Below are 21,720 nucleotides of genomic sequence, written 5' to 3'. Positions count from 1 at the left end.
ATAGAAATTAATTGCTGTTATGGCTGTTTTAACAACCCAGCTTACCGTCATATCACTGATTTTGGTACGTCGGGCCGCTTACACCTTGGCGCGGGGGATTTACCAATAAAAAACGGCTCCTGGTTAAAGGAGCCGTCCGGCATCGCTGGGAAGGAATAAATAGTTATAATTAACAGCTGATTAAAAATATCCAATAATTATAAAGTATTTACCCTATTTCGCTTTATCCTCAGAAAGGATAATCACGGTAACCCATTTGCTCTGAGATGTTACGTGCTGCGCGATGCAAAGATTTAACTATGTCACTCTTGCTGTCTTCAGAAAAACGCAGCGTCGGGTATGAAATACTTAAGCCCGCGATCACCACACCGAAACGGTCGAAAACAGGTACAGCGATACAACGCAAACCTTCTTCTTGCTCCTCGACATCTTCACCAAAGCCCTGCTCACGCACCAGATCCAGCACTGGCAATAATGCAGCCGCGCTATCCAGGGTGTGTTTAGTGCTACGGGTGAACTCGATATGAGACAAGATTTCCTCTACTTCACCACGGTCACGCCACGCCAATAACACTTTACCAATTGCGGTACTGTGCAGTGGGTTACGACGACCAATACGGGAATGCATCCGCAGGTTATACATAGAATCAATTTTATGAATATAAACAATGCTGTCTTCATCCAATGCACCCAAGTGAATAGTTTCACGAGTTTCATTAGATAATTCACGCATCTGTATATCTGCGCTACGAATCAAATCAACATTTTGTAGCGCTTTAGCCCCCAGCTCAAATAACTTCAGCGTAAGGGAGTATTTCTCTGATTCGCCTTCCTGGGCAACATACCCCAGGGATTTCATGGTCTGGAGAAAGCGGTAAACCGTACTTTTTGGCATCATTACACGTTGGGAAAGCTCGGTAATACCAATTTCCCGTTCTTCACCCAATGCTTGTAAGATGCCAAAAACCTTCAGAACCGACGACACAGAGTCGGGCTGTTTATCTAGATCTGCAATAGCCATTTCTTGGTTACCCTACTCAGTTTTCTGTGTTTCATAAAACAATATGTTTTAAAAAAAATAGAACAGTGGTTTTATTATAAAGGGAAGTTGCGAGACTGTGCAATAAACCAATGTGAATAATAAGATATTAACCTTGCAGACAGCAAATTAGCCTCTTTCCATGAAAGAGGCTAGTGCAAAATTTAACTATTGCCAGACTGATTCAGGCAAAGTAGCCAAATAAAGTGCAGGTTTGCCATGAACATCAGATGTGAACAGAACTTGTTTATCATCAGGGGTAAAGGAAGGATGTGGATGCGTCACCTGCCGATCACCTTCAAACACCTGCCATGAGGTATCGTGGCGAGCAACACGATGCTGGCTGCCATTTTTCATGTTGAATACATACAGGAAAGGATCGTTTTCGATCTTATAGCCGCTATCGTCTTGTACATCTACCGGTGCATCTGAACCATCGCCGACCATCAACGTACCGTCATAGTTACTCATCAGATGGGAACACGCCGGCATAGAGGTCAATTGGCGATTTTCCAATGTCTGTGGGTCAGCACTGTAGATAAAGCGATCCGGGCTGCCTTTCAAATAGGAGACATACACCAGCGCCGAACCATCGGGTACCCAGAACTCATGGGTGCAGCTTTCGCCTTCAGCATGAGTTTTCACTTTACGCATGTTGCTGCCATCTTCATTGATTAGCCACATACGTGCATCAACCAGATCGTGTGGACCTTCATGGCAGAATGCGACCGTACTGTCATCATAAGGGCGATAGATTGGGTGACCTAGCCATTGATTCTCTTGCAAAATCACCGCCGACTCACCGGTTTTCAAGTCAACACGCATCAAACGGCAACAAGGCTTAGTGAAATAGAACTCGTGGAATTTTTTCCAATCGGTCAAGGGGACCCAGTCTTCGCGTTTAATTTCAATACCGACCAACTTGGTACAATCTGAATTGGCGACCCAGGTACCGTAACCCACCCACTCTTCAGGCACCTGATAAACCACGCTCTCTTCCAGTGTGGCAAGACAGACTCGCATCAGGTTACGCCCATCTTTGACATAAAACAGTGCATCATCTTCAGGTGACAAGAAACCACCAAAGGTATTGTCGCCACGCCCTTCTGTCAGTTGTGTTGCCACTTGCGTGTTGAGATCCAACAAGTAGTAGTTCCACGGACCATCAAAAGCGCCGCCGAACAATAACTTACTGCCATCACGGGTGAAACATTTTTGATAGAAATAGTTACGGTGGCAAGTGACATCAGGCGGCGTTAACCGTGTAACTTGTGCACCGGTAGAGGCATCCTGATATGTGTGAAATGTCAGGGGGATTTGTTTACCTTTGGCCATCAGGAAAGTCCTTAAAATCATCAGAGAATTAAAATTTGCCCGCAGAGGAACCTGTCAGGCTATTACTATCTCACATTATAGAAACGATGTTTCATTTTTCCGTGATCGCGGTTCCATTTTCACTGATTTAGCCAAATTACTGTGCTTATCAGCCTGTTAATCTGATTGCGATAACTGTACAACATCGCTATTTACAAATAAGCCGGCTGGCAAGGATGCATTCAAGCACAATACTGGTTAGCATATAAACACTTACCTACATCATTATTTTTACAGATAAAACCTATGATCCCATCATCAAACGATGGCATGCCGGTTCCTCAGCGCTATGCTGCAATATTGGTTATTGCACTCGGTATTACCATAGCGGTGTTGGATGGCACTATCGCCAACGTAGCTTTGCCAACCATCGCTCGTGACCTCAATGCCAGCCCAGCCACGTCTATTTGGGTCGTGAATGCTTACCAGTTAGCTATCACCGTGTCGTTGCTCTCAATGGCATCGCTGGGCGATATCATCGGTTATCGGCGGGTTTATCAGGCAGGTTTACTGGTGTTTAGTGTGACATCGCTGTTCTGTGCTCTGTCTGACTCCTTATGGACGCTAACATTTGCCCGTGTGCTGCAAGGGCTTGGCGCAGCAGCCTTAATGAGTGTTAATACTGCATTGATTCGGATTATTTATCCACGAGCACAACTGGGCCGTGGTATCGGTATTAATTCATTGATTGTGGCCGTTTCCGCCGCCGCCGGTCCCACCATTGCCGCGGCGGTGCTATCGGTTGCTTCATGGCAGTGGCTATTTGCCATTAATGTCCCCATCGGCTTGTTGGCATGGTTGTTAGGTATGAAGTATTTGCCTGCCAATAATATGAAAAGTAACGGTAACCGTTTCGATTTTACCAGTTGTGTGATGAATGCTCTGACCTTTGGTTTACTGATAACCGCTATCAGTGGCTTTGCTCAGGGACAAAGCCCAACCCTGATAGCGGCTGAAATTATCGCATTGCTGCTAATTGGTTTCTTCTTTGTACGCCGTCAACTTAGTCAGTCTTTCCCGCTGCTTCCGGTTGATTTACTGCGTATTCCTATTTTTGCATTATCAATCGGCACTTCTATTTGCTCTTTTGCCGCACAAATGCTGGCAATGGTGTCACTGCCCTTCTTTTTACAAACTGTTCTGGGCCGTGATGAAGTGGCAACCGGACTGCTGTTAACCCCATGGCCGTTGGCAACCATGGTGGTAGCCCCGATAGCCGGGCGATTAGTCGAACGTTATCATGCAGGATTATTAGGCGGGATAGGTTTGGCGGTGTTTGCCAGTGGTTTGTTCCTGCTAGCATTGCTGCCAGCCAACCCGAGTGATGTGGATATTATCTGGCGGATGGTGCTATGTGGTGCCGGTTTTGGCCTGTTTCAGTCGCCGAATAACCACACCATTATTTCTGCTGCACCGCAACATCGTAGCGGTGGGGCCAGCGGCATGCTAGGCACCGCCCGTTTACTGGGGCAAACCTCTGGGGCGGCATTAGTGGCATTAATGTTCAATCTGTTTTCAACCAGTGGCACTCATGCTTCTCTGGTGCTGGCTGGCTGCTTTGCCAGTATCGCCGCATTGGTGAGTGTGCTGCGCATAAGCCAGAAACGTGGCTAGACTCGGGTTGCAATAAAAAAACCCCGCTGGCGGGCGGGGTTTTTAATCAGAAGAGTTGGTGGTGGCTACTTCAGATACTGGCCTGAACGTAGCGCTTCAATACGTTTGTCCAGCGGCGGATGTGACATAAACAGCTCGCTGAAGGTTTTGGACTTACCATTAATGCAGAAAGCCATCATGTTGCCTGCTTCCTGTGGCTCATAGCTGGTTTTCAGCCGTTGCAGAGCCGCTATCATCTTCTCACGCCCTACCAGTTTCGCTGAGCCGGCATCAGCGTGGAATTCGCGATGGCGCGAGAACCACATGGTGATAATGCTGGCCAGAATACCAAAGACCAATTCCAAGACCATTGATACGGCAAAGTAGACCATCGGGTTACCAGCGCTACTGCTTTCATTATCACGGTCCCCTGATAGGAAACCGGCCGCGACTTGCGCAATCAGGCGTGAAATGAAAATTACAAAGGTATTCACAATCCCCTGAATCAAGGTCATGGTGACCATATCGCCGTTAGCAACGTGGCTAATTTCATGAGCAATAACGGCTTCTGCTTCATCACGGCTCATGTTCTGCAATAGACCTGTACTCACTGCCACTAAAGAGGCATCACGACGAGCCCCGGTCGCAAAGGCGTTAATATCCGGTGCCTGATAAATAGCAACTTGTGGCATAGCAATACCGGCTTGCTGAGATTGGCGACGTACCGTATCCAGCAACCAGCGCTCAGTTTCATTGCGCGGTTGTTCGATAACCTCACCACCCACTGAACGCAAAGCCATCCATTTGGACATCAGCAACGAAACAAATGCGCCGCCGAAACCGAACAGACCAGCCATGATCATCAGCCCTTGTACACTGCTGGACTGAATACCTGTCAGGCTTAGTACCAACCCGAACACCAACATGACTGCCAGGTTGGTGAGAAGGAACAGAGCGATACGCATCATAAAAATTTATTTCCTTATTGTTTTAAGTCGACACTGTGTTGAGTCACATGGGTCTTAAGTCAAAATTGGCATAATCCTGGATGATGACTTAGCCAAATTACTACTGAGATACGCTGATCGTATGGGCATCTGATAAATTTTCAAGGCTTGTTAAGTTCTAACAGAGTAAATCAACATAACTTTACAAATTTGGATACTTTTCATTACATATTTTGCTATTTTTTCGCCAATTGATAAATTCGGCGATGAAAAAAACGTAAAAAAAATCCGGGCTCTTTTTAAGGCCCGGATCCTTCATATTATCTGCTGACTTATTTTGCCGCAGGTGCTGCCGCTGGTGGTGATTCAACTTGCGGCTGCGCTTTTTCTTTATGAGCCAAATCCAAAGCAATATGAACAGTCTCATCCAGATAAGGGTCTGGCTCCTGATAGTCTTTTGGCAAATCCTCCAATGACTTCAGTGGCTTTTTACCTTCACGTTTGAAACGCTCATTCAAGCGATTCAGTCGCGTGGCATCATCATCATGGTTCTCTTTTTCACGCTGAGCGTAATTGAGAGAGACGATGTTGCGTTTTTCTTTCGACGCTTTATAACGCTCAATATCTTGCTGAATATGCTGGAATTCAGGATCAGCGGCAATCCGCGCTGTATGTGCTTTCAGTAACTCCGGCTCCAGTGGCTTCAGATCACCACTCTTGACGTAACTGGCCGCATTGATACTGTCCCAAGGCAAGGCATTGTCTTCGAAACTCTCACCCGTTTCCGCCGGATCAACACCGGTTGGCATCACGATATCCGGGGTTACCCCTTTACGCTGAGTACTGCCACCGTCTACCCGATAGAATTTCTGGATAGTGTATTGCAGTGAACCTAACGCAGGCCATTCCGGGCGCAACATTTGATCATAAATACGATTTAACGACCGATACTGTTGAACAGTACCTTTACCAAAGGTTGGTTCACCGACAATTAATGCACGACCATAGTCCTGCATGGCAGCAGCAAAGATTTCGGAAGCGGATGCACTGTAGCGGTCCACCAATACCACGAGCGGGCCTTTGTAGTACACCACGCCATCAGTATCACTGTCTTCACGCACTTTGCCGTTGTTATCCCGCACTTGAACCACCGGCCCACTCGGAATAAACAAACCGGACAGCGACACAGCCTCGGTCAGAGCACCACCACCATTACTGCGCAAGTCAATAATAATGCTACTGACATTCTCTTTCTCCAGCTTCTGCAATTGCACCTTAACGTCTTCGGTCAGGCCAACATAGAAACCAGGGATATCCAGTACACCGACACGCTCTTTGCCGATAGTTTTCACCGACATTTTCACTGCGCGATCTTCAAGACGAATGCGTTCACGGGTCAAGGTTACAGTGCGCGGTTTAGTACCTTTACCGGCCGGTAAAATCTCCAGCCGCACTTTACTGCCCTTCGGCCCTTTAATGAGTGCCACGACATCATCAAGACGCCATCCAATCACATCCACCATCGGCTTACCGGTTTGACCCACACCGATCACCCGATCACCTACGGCGATAGTTTTACTTTTCGCCGCGGGGCCACCTGGAACCATAGAGTTGATTAAGGTGTAATCATCATCCATTTGCAAGACAGCGCCAATACCTTCCAGAGACAAGCTCATTTCAGTATTGAACTGTTCGGTATTACGTGGCGACAGATAGTTGGTATGCGGGTCAATTTCATGCGCAAACGCATTCATAATTAGCTGGAACACATCTTCGCTATTACTTTGCGTCAAACGCTTAATGGCCGCCTGATAGCGTTTTGTCAGCGTCTCTTTGATTTCTTTATCCGTTTTACCGGTTAATTTCAAATTAAGCTGATCGTACTTAACTTTTGCGTCCCAAAGCTTATTCAGCTCAGCTTCGCTGGTAGGCCAAGGTGCTTTACCACGGTCAATATCAATGGTGTCATTACCGGTAAAGACCATTGGCCGGTCCAGTACTGACAATGCATATTGATAGCGCTCAAAGCGACGTTTTTGCGCCAAATTGAATAAAGCGAAAGGCGTGTCCAACTGGCCTGATTTTAACTCATCATCCAGCGACTGCTTTTTATCCGCAAACTGTGCCACATCTGATGCCAACAACACGTTATGGCTGTAATCCAGCATGTTGAGGAATCTATCAAATATTTTGGCGGAAAACTGATCGTCCAGTGTAAATTGACGATAGTGAGAGCGAGTGAAGCGCGATGTTACGCGCTCACTCACGGTTGCATGCTCGGGTTCCTGACGCAGTTGAGGTAGCTGATCGATGCGATAGGTGGTATCCGCTGCGTAACTCGCCCCCGCCAGTAACAAGCCTGCGATTGCTGTTAGTCTGACAAATTTGTTCATGCCTAGGTTGGCCTCCGTATCAGAACTGCAAGTGTTCTGCGCGCACAATCATCGCCAGACCGGAAGATAGCTGCACCCGTACGCCATCTTTAGCGATTTCTAATACGGTTGCATCCATCGCGCTCTTACCTGCTCTGACTTTGATTTCTTGACCAATTTGCAGTTTAGAGATATCTGTGACCGGCACAGGGCGTGGCTGGTTTTCCTCGGCCTGTGGCCGAGGTGGCCGAGCCTGTGGTGGGCGAGGTGACTGACGAGGCTTGCGGTTTTCCGAAGCCACACCCGCTTCACGACGCGGCGCAGGTTTTTTACCTGCCGGACGTGGGCGACGTGGCTCTGGGGTTTCACCCGCAGCAATGGCAGCTTCGCGCTTTTTAGCTTGTTGTTCAGCACGTTGTGCCTGAACACGGGCTTTCGCCTCTTCTAGCTGTTTGCGGGCATGTTCTACATGTTGCTCTTCCAGCACACCACAAGGGTTGCCGTCTAAATCAACACGTTCAGCACCGACTTTGACCCCATAAAGATAACGCCAGCTTGAGGTATAGAGACGCAGCGCAGAACGCAATTGCGTTTTGCTTAAATTCTCTTCCCCCTGAACACGTTCGACCAGATCTTGAAAAATACCGATCTTCAGTGGACGTGCTTCGCCTTCGGCGGTGAAGCAAAGCGGGAACCGCTCAGCCAAAAAGGCTATGACTTCTTTACTACTGTTCAACTTAGGTTGATTTTCCATGAAATTTCCTGATTACAACGGGTTTGCCAACCAGCGCAGGCATGAACAGGCGTCATTATAATGACGCCATCAGCAATTGCCACGTTATCCGTATATCAACTTGCAGTCTGTGTGACATATTTCTCACTGTCACACAGGTCAAGATGCTCGCAAAGCCCCGCCACAACTGAGATTAAACCCAATTCATCAGCGTCATCAAAGCGATCATAAACAATGCTGTCGATATCCAAAACGCCGATAATTTTACCCTTCACAGTGATTGGCAGCACAATTTCAGCATTACTTGCGGCGTCACAGGCAATATGTCCGGGGAATGCATGCACATCCGCCACTCGCTGAACGCGGTTTTCTGCCACGGCAGTTCCACATACGCCTTTGCCGATTGGAATACGGACACAGGCGATTTTCCCTTGAAAAGGACCCAGCACTAATTGTTTGCCGTCGATCAAGTAAAAACCGGCCCAATTCAACCCATCAAGACGCTCATAAAGTAAAGCGCTGGCATTAGCCAAAGTAGCAATGAAATTCGTTTCACCTGCAATCAGGGCACTTAAGTCACGTTTTAATTCCGCGTAGAATTCTGCTTTTTTCATGTAATGACCGTTAGAAACCTAAGAATAGCCAGAGGCGATAGTTATGCTTAGCTTATATAAAGTAATCATTAAATACCCTTGGCTACAAGGTTATTCCGCTATAACGAAGTAAAAGAGTTATCGCCATCGGGGGTTTGGCCCGTTTTGCCCCTTGTTTTGACCGATTGCTCTGCTACCATCCGCGCTATTCTTTATAAACCGGTGTCAGCATCAGGGTTTTATAATATGAAGGTACATGCCATTCAACGGCCACTCTCCACTGCAAGGGTTCAGCGTTGCTGCCAGTGCGATGCGCTATTTACCCTGCCGCCGCTCAATGGTACACAAACAGCCTATTGCCCACGATGCAGCGCAAAAATTGCCAGTGGGCGCGATTGGTCCCTTACCCGCCTGACCGCCATGGCGGTTGCCATGTTACTGCTGATGCCATTTGCTTTTACCGAACCGCTGATTACCATTCGCCTGCTCGGCACGCGGATTGATGCCAGTCTGTTAGAGGGTATCTGGCAAATGAGTCGTCAGGGTGGCCCGATTACAGCCAGTATGGTGGCATTTTGTATTATTGGCGCTCCCGTTACACTCACCGCATCGATTCTGTATCTGCGTATCGGCAGCCGGATTGGCATGAACCTGCGCCCGGTGTTATTGATGCTGGAGCGGCTAAAAGAATGGGTCATGCTAGATATCTATCTTATCGGTATGGCGGTGGCCTGTATTAAGGTCAAAGAGTATGCGGACGTTATGCCCGGTGGCGGGTTGATAGCGTTTCTGGCTCTGACGTTACTCAGTATTCTGACGCTGGTGCATTTGAATCTGGAGCAGTTGTGGGAGCGATTTTATCCCCAGGAGCAGCCCCCCGGCCCCCGGGAAACATTGCGCATTTGCCTGTCATGCCATTATACCGGACACTGCGATGCACACGGCCGCTGCCCACGCTGCCATACCCCTTTGCGCCATCGCCGCCGCCATAGCATCCAAAAAACCTGGGCGGCGTTAATTGCCTCGATAGTCCTGCTGTTGCCTGCTAATCTTTTACCGATATCAATTGTTTATGCCAATGGCTCCCGCATGGAAGATACTATTTTCTCCGGCGTGGTCTCTTTGGCCTCATCGGGTAACCTGCCCATCGCCGCGGTGGTGTTTATCGCCAGTGTGTTGGTGCCGTTTACCAAGGTGATTGTGTTGCTAACATTGTTGCTCAGCATTCATCTAAAGACGCAACATAGCCTTAAAACGCGCATGCGATTACTGCGACTGATTACCTGGATTGGCCGTTGGTCGATGCTAGACCTCTTTGTTATTGCGTTAATGATGTCGCTGATTAATCGTGATCAGCTCCTTTCCTTCACTATGGGACCGGCAGCCTTCTATTTTGGGTCTGCGGTCATTTTGACTATCCTTGCTGTTGAATGGCTCGATAGCCGATTGATTTGGGATGCACATGCAACAGGAAACGCCGAGTACACCGACTGAGGCACAGATTAAACATAAACGCCGGATATCGCCTTTCTGGTTGCTGCCTTTTATTGCCCTGCTGATTGCCGGTTGGCTGATTTATAACAACTGGCAGGACCGCGGTACCGAAGTCACTATTGATTTCCAGTCTGCCGCCGGTATTGTGGCGGGCCGAACCCCGATTCGCTATCAGGGCGTTGAAGTCGGGATGGTGCAATCCATCAGTCTGGATGATGACCTGCGCAATATAAAAGTCACCGCCAGTATCAAAAATGATATGGAAGACTCATTGCGAGAAGGGACACAGTTCTGGCTAGTGACGCCCAAGGCCTCTTTGGCCGGGGTCTCTGGCTTGGATGCGCTAGTCGGTGGTAACTATATCGGGATGATGCCAGGCGAGGGCAAACCGCAGAGCCACTTTACCGCATTGGATACCCAGCCTAAGTTCCGCCTGAATACCGGCGAATTGATGGTTCACCTCCATGCCCCCGATTTGGCCTCACTCAATAACGGCTCTCTGGTTTACTACCGTAAAATCCCGGTGGGTAAAGTCTATGACTACAATATCGCGCCTGATAATAATGGCGTTGTCATTGATGTACTGATTGATCGGCGCTTCGCCAAATTGGTAAAAAACGATACCCGCTTCTGGAATGTGTCTGGTTTTAAAGGTGACTTCAGTCTCAGTGGCGCGTCGGTTCAAATGGAAAGTCTGGCTGCCTTGGTCAATGGTGCCATTGCCTTTGACTCACCCAAAAACAGCCCAGATGCGAAACCGGACCAACCCTTTCAGCTCTACCCCGATTTAGCACATAGCCAACGTGGTGTGGCAATTACGCTGGATTTACCCAGTGGGAGTAGTTTAAGCGAGGGGAGAACACCGCTGATTTATCAAGGGTTACAGGTAGGCACCCTGACCAAAATGACACTTCAACCGGACAGTAAGGTGACCGGTGAACTGACCATTGACCCTTCAGTGGTCGATTTGATGCGTGCAGGCAGCCGCATTGAAATGAACAGCCCCCGAATCAGTCTTAATGATGCCAAACTGAGTGAACTCTTGACTGGCAATACATTAGAGTTAATCCCGGGTGAAGGGGCACCACAAAAACACTTTACCGTGTTACCAAGCAGTAAAAGTCTGTTGCAGCAGCCCAATGTGCTCGAATTGCAATTAACTGCACCGCAAAGTTATGGCATTGATATCGGCCAGCCGATCTCGCTACATGGAATTAAAATTGGCCAAGTCTTGACCCGTGAGCTATCAGCCGACGGTGTTACCTTCACGGCAGCAATTGAAGCCAAATACCGTGATTTGGTGCATAAAGACAGCAAGTTTGTGGTGAACAGTCGGCTGGAGGTAAAACTCGGGATTGATGGCATTGATATTCAGGGTGCCAGTGCGCAGGAGTGGATTGATGGCGGTATTCTGATACTGCCGGGCAGTAAAGGTGCAGCCCTGAATAAGTATCCGCTGTATAGCAGTGTCGCCAAAGCTACCGATGGCATTTTAGGCAACGCCCCCGCCACAACACTAAGTTTAACTGCTGCCAGCTTGCCCGATGTGCAAACCGGTTCTGTGGTGTTATATCGCAAGTTTCAGGTAGGTGAAATTACCCATATCAGGCCAAAAGCCAATGAGTTTGAAGTAGATGTCTATATTCAGCCCGAATATCGCAATTTACTCACTGATAAGAGCATTTTCTGGGCCGAAGGTGGGGCGAAAGTCCAGTTGAACGGCAGTGGGCTAACTGTGCAGGCATCTCCATTGAATCGCGCTCTAAAAGGAGCTATCAGCTTTGATAATCTGGAAGGTGTGACACTGGATAAGGGGGCCAAACGCACCTTGTATGGTAATGAAACCGCCGCCCGTGCTGTCGGTAGTCAAATCATCTTGCGCACCTTTGATGCCAGCAAACTGGCAACCGGCATGCCGATTCGTTATTTGGGTATCAATATTGGCCAAGTCGAATCGCTGAAACTGGCACCAGAGCGCAACGAAGTGTTAGCCAAAGCCGTGCTTTATCCAGAATATGTGCAGAACTTTACCCGGGCCGGTACCCGCTTTTCTATTGTCTCGCCGGAGATATCAGCCGCAGGGGTCAATAATCTGGACACCTTGTTCCAACCTTATATTAATGTAGAGCCGGGTAAAGGTGGCACATTACGTACTTTTGAGTTGCAAACCGCCACTATTACCGACTCCCGTTATCTTGATGGGCTGAGCCTTATTCTGGATACCGCTGAGGCAGGATCATTGCAAGTTGGCACACCGGTCCTCTTCCGTGGGCTTGAAGTAGGTACTGTTACCGGGTTTAACCTTGGTGCGATGTCTGATCGCGTGCAAGTATCGATACGGATCAGCCAGAAATTCCAGCAGTTGGTGCGGCAAAATAGCGTGTTCTGGCTGGCATCAGGGTACAACCTTGAATTCGGTCTAACCGGTGGTGTGGTGAAAAGCGGCACCTTCCAGCAATTTATACGCGGCGGCATTGCTTTCGCGACCCCACCAACTACGCCACTGGCCCCTAAGGCCAGCATAAATCAGCACTTCTTGCTTAACCCAGAAGAGCCGAAAGATTGGCGCAATTGGGGTACAGCAATCCCCCGCTTTTAGGTGCTCATCAGGGTAGCTCACACTGGGCTGCCCTGATAATTCCCCAACATTATTTCTGCGTAAAGATTAATCTTCGTGTGCAACCTGCTGCTCACTCGGTGTCACCACCACATCCAGCACACATTGTCGCAACCAACGATGCGCCGGATCAGCATCCATGCGCGGATGCCACAACATCGAAACCGTAATAGTCGGTAAGGTTAAAGGAAGCGGAAAACTGTACATCCCTCGGCGCAGATTCTGGCTATGCCGTTCGGGAACCGTCGCCACCAAGTCCGTCCCTCTCACCAGCGCCAATGCGGTGGATATAGAATCAACCGAGGCGATAATATTCCGTTCAATCCCAAGTAATTGTAGTGCCTCATCAATCGGTCCTTTATGGCCCTGACGCCGTGAAACCACAATATGCCCCTGAGTTGCATAACGCACGGGGGTGATGTCCTCCCCACATAGCGGATGACCATCACGCACTACGCCCATAAAGCGATCGCGGAAAAGTGCCCGTGTTCGTAATTCAGGGCTGGCAGTCGGGCCCACCACCCCCGTTTCCAGATCCACCATGCCATCACGTAACAATGCGCTGTCTTTATTCAATTTTTGCATGAAATGCAGTTACACATTGGGGGCTTGTTGATGAATCCGAGTCAGCAATGCGCCGCCAAAGTTTTCGACAAAGCCATCGCTGGTACGCAAAGTGAAGGTACGCATCAACTGTGCCAGGTCCAGTTTTGCCGCAGGCCGCAGCGCCGATGTGGCTTCTTGTACTAATTGGCTGACCTGTTCACGCAGTTCAAGTGCTCTTGGTGTAGGTACCAAGGCGCGCCCTGCCCTGACCAGCAAGGGATCACCGGTTGTTTTACGCAATCTTGCCAACGCCCGGCTCATCGCCGATGGGCTAAGCCCTAATCGCTGGGCAGCACGCGCTACGCTCCCCTCGGCCAGCAGAACATTGAGTGTGATTAATAAATTGAGATCAGGTTTTGTCATGTACTGACTCTAGCACAACCTCATGCTGACATGGCGTTTTATGCATGGATAAACTGCATTCCATGCGCCTTCCGCCTTATGATGTAATGCCCTAGTCTCTCCTGAACAGGTCATTCAGGAGTTAATCTATTAATGAAAATCAATACCGAAAACATCAATAGTGACATCATCGCCAACAGTGCGCTAAGCAGAATAGTTATCAGCCTCTCCCTGCCGATGCTGCTTTCTTCATTAGCAACCAGTATCGCCAATGTGGGCTTACCCACGTTAACACTCACTTTCAGTGCCTCTTTTCAAGCGGCGCAGTGGGTCGTTTTAGCCTATTTACTGGCGATTACCACCTCGGCCATCAGCATTGGCCGTTTGGGGGATATCACTAACAAACGCCGATTGTTGAATGCGGGGATTGGTTTATTCACAGTGGCCTCTCTGGGTTGCGCGTTAGCCCCTGACATCGGAGTGTTAATTGCTGCCCGTGTGTTACAGGGATTAGGGGCCGCCACCATGATGACACTGACTCTGGCGCTGGTCGGTGAGGCGATTAGTAAAGAAAAAATCGGGCGGGCGATGGGCATGCTCGGCAGCATCTCGGCTATCGGCACGGCACTTGGGCCATCAGTGGGCGGCATGTTAATCAGCGGATTCGGTTGGGCAGCGATGTTCCTGATTAACATCCCTTTTGGGTTATTAGCCCTATTTTTGCTATCACGCTATTTACCCATCTCCGACTCATTCCCTAGCACTAACAACGAATTACAACAGGCCCATGGTGGTTTTGATCCTCTTGGGATGCTATTGCTGGGCCTGACTCTGGCACTGTATGCCCTTGCCATGACGCTGGGCCATGGCACCTTCGGCACACTTAATTTAGTGTTATTACTCGCTGCGGTAATCGGCATCGGATTATTCATCTGGGCGGAAAAGAACACCCCATACCCATTAATTCAAACCGCTATGTGGCGCCACTCACAACTGCGTAGTGCATTGATAGTCAGTGCATTGGTCACCACTATCATGATGGCAACATTAGTCGTTGGGCCATTCTATCTTTCACGGGCTTTTGCCATGAGTACACCATGGGTTGGATTGTCGATGTCCGCCGGCCCGATAGTCGCGGCACTCATCGGGGTTCCTGCGGGTTATCTGGTCGACAGATTCGGTGCTCAAATGATGGTGATTACAGGATTAACGGCGATCACTACCGGGGCAATTGCACTGTCGATGATCGGGCCAATTGCCGGCCTGCCCGGCTATATTTTGCCGGTCTGCCTGATTACAGCTGGCTATGCTATTTTCCAGGCTGCGAATAATACGCTGGTGATTAAATCTGTTGGCGCGCAACAACGAGGCATTGCATCCGGCCTGCTGAATCTTTCGCGCAATCTCGGGCTGATTACTGGCGCCGCTGTCATGGGGGCTATTTTCGCCTTTGCCTGCGCCCAGCAAAACATTCAATTAGCAACCGTAGATCATATCACCCAGGGAATGCAGTTTACTTACCGCATAGCCGCCCTATTGGGCGGTACTGCTTTAGCTATTTCTGCAATATATTCAAAAAATAAATCTAATCAATAGCCAGGATCTTTGATATGGATCTCAGCATATCCTTATTTGGCTGAATGGATTCATGCCAGTAAACCCCCGATATAAAAACATCAATTTATCTTGAATAAAATAGCTAACCCATTTTTAAATTTTTGCCAGTACAAATAGGAATAAATGATGTAAATGAGATGGATAAAGATTTTTTAATTAATTTTAAACACTTTCTAAATCTTGCTGCTATTAATTAAATATCTAAATTTTTAATGATTTGTTACATAAACATTAGTTTCGCTACGTTATTGGCGCAACTCTGTTCTCGCTTACCTGGCTGCAAATTAGATGATTAAGGAAGCAATAATGAAGAGAATCTTACTTATTTTAGGTGCGGTGATGGTACTACAGACAGCGCCAGTGCAAGGTGCAGGTACCGCCAGTGGAACACTAAACGCAACACTCAACATCATCGCCGGTTGTTACATCGATAATGGTCTCGGGAGTGGCAACTTAAGTAATCTGGGCACTGTAAATTTCGGCACAGTGAGCGACCTAACCGCACCTCTTAGCGTGACATTCAGTGGCACGACCAACGATTCACTTAAATTGCATTGCAGCAATAATACCGCTTATTCCATCGCAATAGATAATGGGCTGCATGACAACTCTGGGCAACGCCGACTGGCTGGCGGAACATCAGAATTCGTCAATTATAACCTTTACAGAGACAACGGTTTTCTTCAGCCATGGAATGCGACGCCAGTATCCGGCACGGTTGATGGAACGGGCACTGGGTTGGCCACCGCGATCCCACTGACTATTTATGCCCGCGTCCCTGTTCAAGCGACACCCAGTGTCGGCACCTATCTCGATACTGTTACCGTCACTGTTACCTGGTAATGGCAGGCCGCTTGTTTGCTCTGACCGCCACTTGCAGCTTGTTACTGCTGCCACTTTTTCCCGTTGGGGCTATAACGAAAAATGCCAATATCACCGTCCGTGCCACGCTATTGCCCACTTGTACTGCGGGCACCATTGTTAATGGCGCAACCAGTTTTGGTACCCTGAATTTCGGCACTGTGGTAGCGCTAACTACTCCGATTGCCGTCGCCGGTCAGGGAAATAACGGTGCCATTTCCGTCCAATGCAGTAAGGGGACCAGTTTTAATGTGCTACTCAGTGGCGGGCAGAGTGGTAGCACTGCCAGCCGTTATTTGGCCGGCGGCCCGTCAGGCCAGCATGTTAATTACAACCTGTATACCGATGCGGCACATAGCAAAGTTTGGGATAACCTGACTGGCATTTCCCAGATTGCTACCGGATCAGTGGTGGTCATTCCGGTTTATGGTCTGGTTTTTGCCCAACCGACACCGGCGGTAGGGACTTATACCGACACCGTTCAGGTCACGGTGAATTGGTAAATATTATGGAGGATGCTGACAATGAAATATGCTTTATCTCAGTATAACCTCACCCGCGCCCTACTTATTTTAGTACTCAGCATAGCCGTTACCCATGCTGCCACCTCACCGGTATCTAAAAGTTTCACTGTCAATGCAATAGTGCAAACCGGCTGTAGCCTTGGGGGCGGAGCCACCGATACCAGCAACTTTGGCACATTGGATTTCGGCACCGTCTCTTCATTGGCAAACGCCACTAACGCAATATCTGGACTCAACTCAGGCAGTATCGTCCTCCAGTGCAGTGGTAATCCCACGGTCACACTGGCGCTTAATTCCGGGGCCAATACCTCAGGTAACATTTCTGCCGGCAGGCGCTTACTCAACAGCACAACGGGCGAATATTTGCTGTATCAAATATATCAAAACCCTGCCCGAACCCAGATCTGGGGGGATGGTGCCAATGGGGGATCGACACGTTTAGTGACCACCGATGGCACCCAGCAACAAGTCATTTTATATGCACAACTATTTGCCAGTAGTATGCAACCCAGCGCTGGCGTCTACACAGATACTTTATTAGTTACAGTTACTTATTGATTACTGGCACGATGCCGCAGGAGATTTCACTATGACGCCATTTAACCTACTATCTCGGGTAATATTGCTTTCGGCCACACTGACCAGTAGCCAACTGTATGCTGCGGCCTCCGTTCTGATCTGGCCCATTGACCCGATAATTTCAGACAATGATAAAGCCACTGCATTGTGGTTGGAAAATAAAGATAGTCAGCCTATCTATATGCAGATTCGGGTATTAGGTTGGCAGCAGGTCAACACCCAAGACGATTACACCCCGCAATCAAGAATCATCGCCAGCCCACCGGTTGCAACTATTCAACCCGGTAAGCGTCAACTGATTCGTTTAGTCAAAAACGCCCCCGTTCCCGCTGGGCAAGAACAAGCCTACCGCATATTAATTGATGAAATACCTTATAAGGACCCAAACGATAAAACCGCCCCCGCTGCCACTCAGTTAGGGCTGAAATTCCAAATGCGCTATTCCGTTCCCTTGTTTGTTTACGGCAGTGGTGTGCTGGCGGCATCTGATACCACGCCAGCCCCCGGTGTTATGCCGACGAAACTCAGTTATAGCGTGCATTCACAAGGCGAGAAACAATGGTTGAATATCACTAATCAGGGCGCTGTTCATGCACGGATTTCGCGGGTGACCCTGCAAGAGAAAGACATTAATAAAGGTTTACTCGGTTATGTGTTAGCCGGTGCAAAAATGAGTTTCCCGCTCAGCCCAACAGCCAGAACAGGAGAGTTAAGCGCCATTATCAATAACAGCACCAAACCCATAGTCATCCCACACCAATAAGGTGTTCGCATACAGCAGATAAGGTGTGTTTAATAATAACCTAGGGTTGGGAATGACTATCAGATTCAAGCTGTCACCATTATTAATATTGATGTATGGCTCAGTGTTGTTGCCTCCACTCATCCCCTGGGAAGTTTGGGGGGATAATCTGCCGCCACCTATGGCAGCAATGCCCGACAGTACCTTATATCTTGAGTTAGTGGTCAATGACCGTAACTTTGGTGATGCTGTGCCAGTCATCTATCGCGGGGGACATTACTATCTTTCACCAGCACAGTTAAAAACCATCGGATTACCCTCTAGTGCTGAGGTTGCGGTTGATAAGATGGATAAGGTGGCCGTGAAATATGATGGAGAAAACCAACGGCTATTAATTGATGTTCCCAGCGAGTGGTTACCGAAACAGCAAATTAACTCTGCCGCAACCGATGATTTTAATCTTGCACAAAGTAGCCTGGGATTTTTATTAAATTATGATTTTTATGTCAGCCAGAACAGTGGTAACCCACAGTCAGGTAATGCCTCAGCCTGGAGCGAGCAACGTATTTTTGACCGTTTTGGTTTAATCAGTAATACCGGCGTTTATCGTACTAACTTTTCAGGTAATAACGGCGACACGGATAATAACGGCTATATTCGGTTTGATACCCAATGGCAGAGGAATGATGAAAAAAACCTGCTACGTTATACCGCAGGTGACCTGATCACTGGAGCCTTGCCCTGGAGTAGCGCGGTGCGCCTGGGTGGTGTTCAAATCGCGCGTAATTTTGCTATTCGCCCCGACCTTATTACCTATCCGATGCCGCAATTTGCCGGTCAAGCTGCGGTACCTAGCACTGTCGAACTGTATATTGATAACTTCAGAACACAATCAGCCAATATTAACCTCGGCCCTTTTGTTATCGATAATGCCCCTCGTATTAATGGTGCTGGCCAAGCGACTATTATTACAACCGATGCCCTCGGTAGACAAATCAGCACCTCAGTGCCATTTTATGTTGCCAGTTCACTGCTAAAACCCGGCATGTGGGATTTTAGCCTGTCAGCCGGTGCTTTACGCCGCAATTATGCCATCCGTTCTGCCGATTATGCTGATCCTGTCGCCAGTGGCGTGGTTCGTTATGGCACAACGTCTTGGTTGACACTAGAAGGCCGAGGGGATGCTGCCAAAGGCATGAATGTGGTAGGTGGCGGAGCCGGATTTCGACTGGGCCTATTTGGGGTACTGAATGGTGCCTACAGCATGAGTAGTACCTCTGCCGATGCATTTAGTGATGTCATCAGTCAACCAGCCACTGATATCAACAATTCAACCATTAATACCTCACAGGTTGCCATTAATACCCGTGGTGGTATCGGTAACCAGCGTTCATTAGGTTATACCTACAGTAATTCCTACTTTAATCTGAATGCTCAGCGCATTAGCCGCAGCGATAATTATGGCGATCTGGCTAATTACAAAAGCGACTTTCGTCTGAGCCGACGTACCGACCAGATAACCGGCAGTATCAGCCTTGGAAACTTAGGGACACTTGGATCTGGTTATTTCGATGTCAGGGATGCGCTCGGTGAGCGAACCCGGTTGGTCAATATCAGCTATAGCACCTCAATATTCCGTAATACCAGTATTTACCTCTCCCTCAATCGTGAGTTGGGGACCAAAGGTTACAACGCACAACTGATCTGGAGTATCCCGCTGGGTGAATGGGGATCAGCCAGCGCCAGCACCAGCCGTGATGTTGATAACCAGTGGTCCCAACGCGTGAATTATAGCCGGGCAGCTCCTTCTAATGGCGGACTGGGTTGGAATCTCGCTTATGCCAACGGCAACAGTGAAAATAGCAGTTACCAACAAGCAGATGTTATTTGGCGCACTCGGATAATGGAAAGTCGCGCCGGTGTTTATGGCAATAGTGATAACTATAATAGTTGGGGTGAATTAAGTGGCTCGCTGGTTATGATGAATGGCGGCGTTTATGCCAGTAATATGATTAACGATGCATTTGCCTTGGTATCAACCAATGGTTTTAGCAATATTCCGGTCAGTTACGAAAACCAACTGATTGGTACTACGAACAACAACGGATATATCTTAATTCCGACAGTTTCTTCATATTATCAGGCCAAATTCCAGATTGACCCCATGAATTTACCTGCCGATGTCATATTGCCAACAGTAGAGCGAAATTTAGCGATCAGCGAACGCAGTGGCTATTTAATTGATTTCCCCATAACACAGATTACCGCCGCAAATATCAGACTTACCGATAAATCCGGTCAAGACTTACCGAAAGGCAGCGCGATATATACCACGGGCGACACACCTAGCGGTTATGTCGGTTGGGATGGTATGGCTTATATTGAGCAAGCCACCCAGTTGAATAAACTCACCATAGTGCGGGCTGATAATGGCACCCGCTGCTACAGCCAATTCCAATTGAAAAATACTAAAGGGATACAAGATGCTGGTACAGCCATATGCCAATAATTGCCGTACCTGGCTATCGGCAACTTTATTTAAGGAGCAGCTAATGATATCGCTCACGACGCGAATTACCAGCAAGATACCTCGGCCATACAGGCTACCTTATTGGTTGGTTCTGTCTGTACTGTGGCTATTGTCTGTCAGCAGTGCCACCGCGTGCACTTTTGCTGCCGCAGAAGTAAAGCTGCCACAAAATTCATCGTTTAATGTCAATACCCTCCCCGAAAGTGCCAGTGGTATAACGGCACTTGGCTGTGATGGAACAGCGCTGAGCGTATTATCCACTCCCGTATTGAACAGCACCATCACCAGCACTGCTAATAATCTTAATCTTAAGAATGCCGCCGGCGACTTAATTCCTTATTCAATCTATTCTGACCCAGGCTACAACAATCCCATTATAGTCGGGGGGAATATTAACTATGCTAACAGCAATTTACTCACCATCGTGCTGGGGAAAATAAAAGCCAATTTACCTATCTATATCCGTACTGGCAGTAATAATGCCATTAACGTCAATATCAGTGCCGGCACTTATACCGATACTATCTCTTTGAACTGGAATTATGATTTATGCTCTGCCGTTATTGGCGTCTGTATCGGTGGCACATTCAAAGGAACGGCTTCATCAACAGTCACTGTCACATTGGTGGTCAACAACGATTGTGTCATAAACGCCGCGCCCAATGTCGATTTTGGTAGCTACGCGTTAATGTCACAATTTATTCCTGTAAATCAATTTATCACCGCTACCTGTACCAAGAACGCCACCTTCACTACCTACATAACAAATGGCGATAATTTCTCTGCCCCTTGGCCCCAAATGAAATTGCTCCCAGGGAGTGTTATACCTGCCCCCCCTACCGACTATTTACAGTATCAACTGTATCAGGGCTCGGGGTCGATTCCCTGGAATATAACCAACAAAAGATCAGATACCGCGACAGGCTCAGCTCAACAGATTCCTTATAAAGCGATGATCAATGCACAACAAACGCAAAGAACCGTTGGCACCTATCAGGACAATGTCAGTGTAGTGCTGGAATACTAGTGTGGTGCCGGAATACAGAGCAGGAGAAGCCATTAACTCGTTGTGTTTTATGCACTATTGGTCTTTTAACCTTTTATTTTTTTATGATTGAAATTTTTAGTTATTGTTTATTTATAAGAAAAATCCGATT

General features: G+C 48.1%; 16 protein-coding genes and 1 pseudogene. 10 read left to right on the top strand and 7 right to left on the bottom strand.

Features of this window, described 5'->3' with window-relative positions; translation table 11 throughout:
- Positions 1 to 229 precede the first annotated feature (229 nt).
- Both kdgR and ogl read right to left on the bottom strand, forming a co-directional pair.
- Positions 230 to 1,021 carry a DNA-binding transcriptional regulator KdgR gene (gene kdgR, locus V1955_RS09870; RefSeq protein ID WP_050077553.1) on the bottom strand — a complete coding sequence of 264 codons (792 nt, stop codon included), beginning with the start codon at positions 1,019 to 1,021 and terminating at the stop codon, positions 230 to 232.
- 186 nt (positions 1,022 to 1,207) lie between these two features.
- A complete protein-coding gene (ogl, locus tag V1955_RS09865) occupies positions 1,208 to 2,374 on the bottom strand; it encodes an oligogalacturonate lyase (RefSeq protein WP_083158661.1) in 1,167 nt (388 codons plus the stop codon).
- A gap of 285 nt (positions 2,375 to 2,659) precedes the next feature.
- On the opposite strand from ogl, the gene V1955_RS09860 reads away from it, so the two are divergent.
- Positions 2,660 to 4,027 carry an MFS transporter gene (locus V1955_RS09860; RefSeq protein ID WP_083158660.1) on the top strand — a complete coding sequence of 456 codons (1,368 nt, stop codon included), beginning with the start codon at positions 2,660 to 2,662 and terminating at the stop codon, positions 4,025 to 4,027.
- 65 nt (positions 4,028 to 4,092) lie between these two features.
- On the opposite strand, the gene htpX is transcribed toward V1955_RS09860, so the two are convergent.
- The 4 genes from htpX to V1955_RS09840 all read right to left on the bottom strand — a co-directional run bounded on the left by htpX (position 4,093) and on the right by V1955_RS09840 (position 8,672).
- Positions 4,093 to 4,974 (bottom strand): protease HtpX, encoded by an 882-nt coding sequence (gene htpX / locus V1955_RS09855; protein ID WP_005182949.1) that lies wholly within the window; start codon positions 4,972 to 4,974, stop codon positions 4,093 to 4,095.
- A gap of 311 nt (positions 4,975 to 5,285) precedes the next feature.
- Positions 5,286 to 7,346, bottom strand: coding sequence for a carboxy terminal-processing peptidase (gene prc, locus V1955_RS09850; protein WP_442820843.1), 2,061 nt, complete (start codon positions 7,344 to 7,346; stop codon positions 5,286 to 5,288).
- 19 nt (positions 7,347 to 7,365) lie between these two features.
- A complete protein-coding gene (gene proQ / locus V1955_RS09845) occupies positions 7,366 to 8,079 on the bottom strand; it encodes an RNA chaperone ProQ (protein WP_005182952.1) in 714 nt (237 codons plus the stop codon).
- Positions 8,080 to 8,174: 95 nt separating this feature from the next.
- Entirely contained in the window at positions 8,175 to 8,672 is a 498-nt protein-coding gene (locus V1955_RS09840; RefSeq protein WP_083158658.1) for a GAF domain-containing protein, read from the bottom strand.
- Between the two features lie 225 nt (positions 8,673 to 8,897).
- Here V1955_RS09840 and yebS point away from each other — a divergent pair, with 225 nt between their 5' ends.
- Both yebS and V1955_RS09830 read left to right on the top strand, forming a co-directional pair.
- Complete coding sequence (gene yebS, locus V1955_RS09835; RefSeq protein ID WP_083158657.1) at positions 8,898 to 10,145, top strand: membrane integrity lipid transport subunit YebS; 1,248 nt, start codon at positions 8,898 to 8,900, stop codon at positions 10,143 to 10,145.
- Positions 10,114 to 12,744 carry a PqiB family protein gene (locus V1955_RS09830; RefSeq protein ID WP_083158656.1) on the top strand — a complete coding sequence of 877 codons (2,631 nt, stop codon included), beginning with the start codon at positions 10,114 to 10,116 and terminating at the stop codon, positions 12,742 to 12,744. The genes yebS and V1955_RS09830 overlap by 32 nt, the downstream gene beginning before the upstream one ends.
- A gap of 66 nt (positions 12,745 to 12,810) precedes the next feature.
- On the opposite strand, the pseudogene V1955_RS09825 reads toward V1955_RS09830, so the two are convergent.
- Positions 12,811 to 13,731, bottom strand: a pseudogene (locus tag V1955_RS09825) (LysR family transcriptional regulator).
- Between the two features lie 132 nt (positions 13,732 to 13,863).
- Between V1955_RS09825 and V1955_RS09820 the strand changes: the two are divergent.
- The 7 genes from V1955_RS09820 to V1955_RS09790 all read left to right on the top strand — a co-directional run bounded on the left by V1955_RS09820 (position 13,864) and on the right by V1955_RS09790 (position 21,590).
- Entirely contained in the window at positions 13,864 to 15,306 is a 1,443-nt protein-coding gene (locus V1955_RS09820) for an MFS transporter (protein ID WP_442820842.1), read from the top strand.
- Positions 15,307 to 15,633: 327 nt separating this feature from the next.
- Positions 15,634 to 16,170 carry a Csu type fimbrial protein gene (locus tag V1955_RS09815; protein WP_372569248.1) on the top strand — a complete coding sequence of 179 codons (537 nt, stop codon included), beginning with the start codon at positions 15,634 to 15,636 and terminating at the stop codon, positions 16,168 to 16,170.
- The gene (locus V1955_RS09810; RefSeq protein WP_442820841.1) at positions 16,170 to 16,691 is read left to right on the top strand and encodes a Csu type fimbrial protein; all 522 of its coding nucleotides are present in this window, start codon (positions 16,170 to 16,172) and stop codon (positions 16,689 to 16,691) included. The genes V1955_RS09815 and V1955_RS09810 overlap by 1 nt, the downstream gene beginning before the upstream one ends.
- 21 nt (positions 16,692 to 16,712) lie before the next feature.
- Positions 16,713 to 17,270: a Csu type fimbrial protein gene (locus V1955_RS09805; protein WP_083158651.1), complete on the top strand. Its 558-nt coding sequence runs from the start codon at positions 16,713 to 16,715 to the stop codon at positions 17,268 to 17,270.
- A 31-nt stretch (positions 17,271 to 17,301) separates the two neighbouring features.
- Positions 17,302 to 18,054: a fimbrial biogenesis chaperone gene (locus tag V1955_RS09800; protein WP_083158650.1), complete on the top strand. Its 753-nt coding sequence runs from the start codon at positions 17,302 to 17,304 to the stop codon at positions 18,052 to 18,054.
- A 52-nt stretch (positions 18,055 to 18,106) separates the two neighbouring features.
- Positions 18,107 to 20,542: a fimbria/pilus outer membrane usher protein gene (locus V1955_RS09795; RefSeq protein WP_442820840.1), complete on the top strand. Its 2,436-nt coding sequence runs from the start codon at positions 18,107 to 18,109 to the stop codon at positions 20,540 to 20,542.
- A gap of 43 nt (positions 20,543 to 20,585) precedes the next feature.
- Entirely contained in the window at positions 20,586 to 21,590 is a 1,005-nt protein-coding gene (locus V1955_RS09790) for a Csu type fimbrial protein (protein ID WP_372569886.1), read from the top strand.
- Positions 21,591 to 21,720: the final 130 nt, after the last annotated feature.

This window comes from Yersinia sp. 2545 StPb PI, from assembly GCF_052217125.1.
Classification (GTDB): domain Bacteria; phylum Pseudomonadota; class Gammaproteobacteria; order Enterobacterales; family Enterobacteriaceae; genus Yersinia; species Yersinia enterocolitica_E.
Note: the sequence above shows the minus strand (reverse complement) of the source record. Positions and strands in the feature narration are given on the sequence as shown.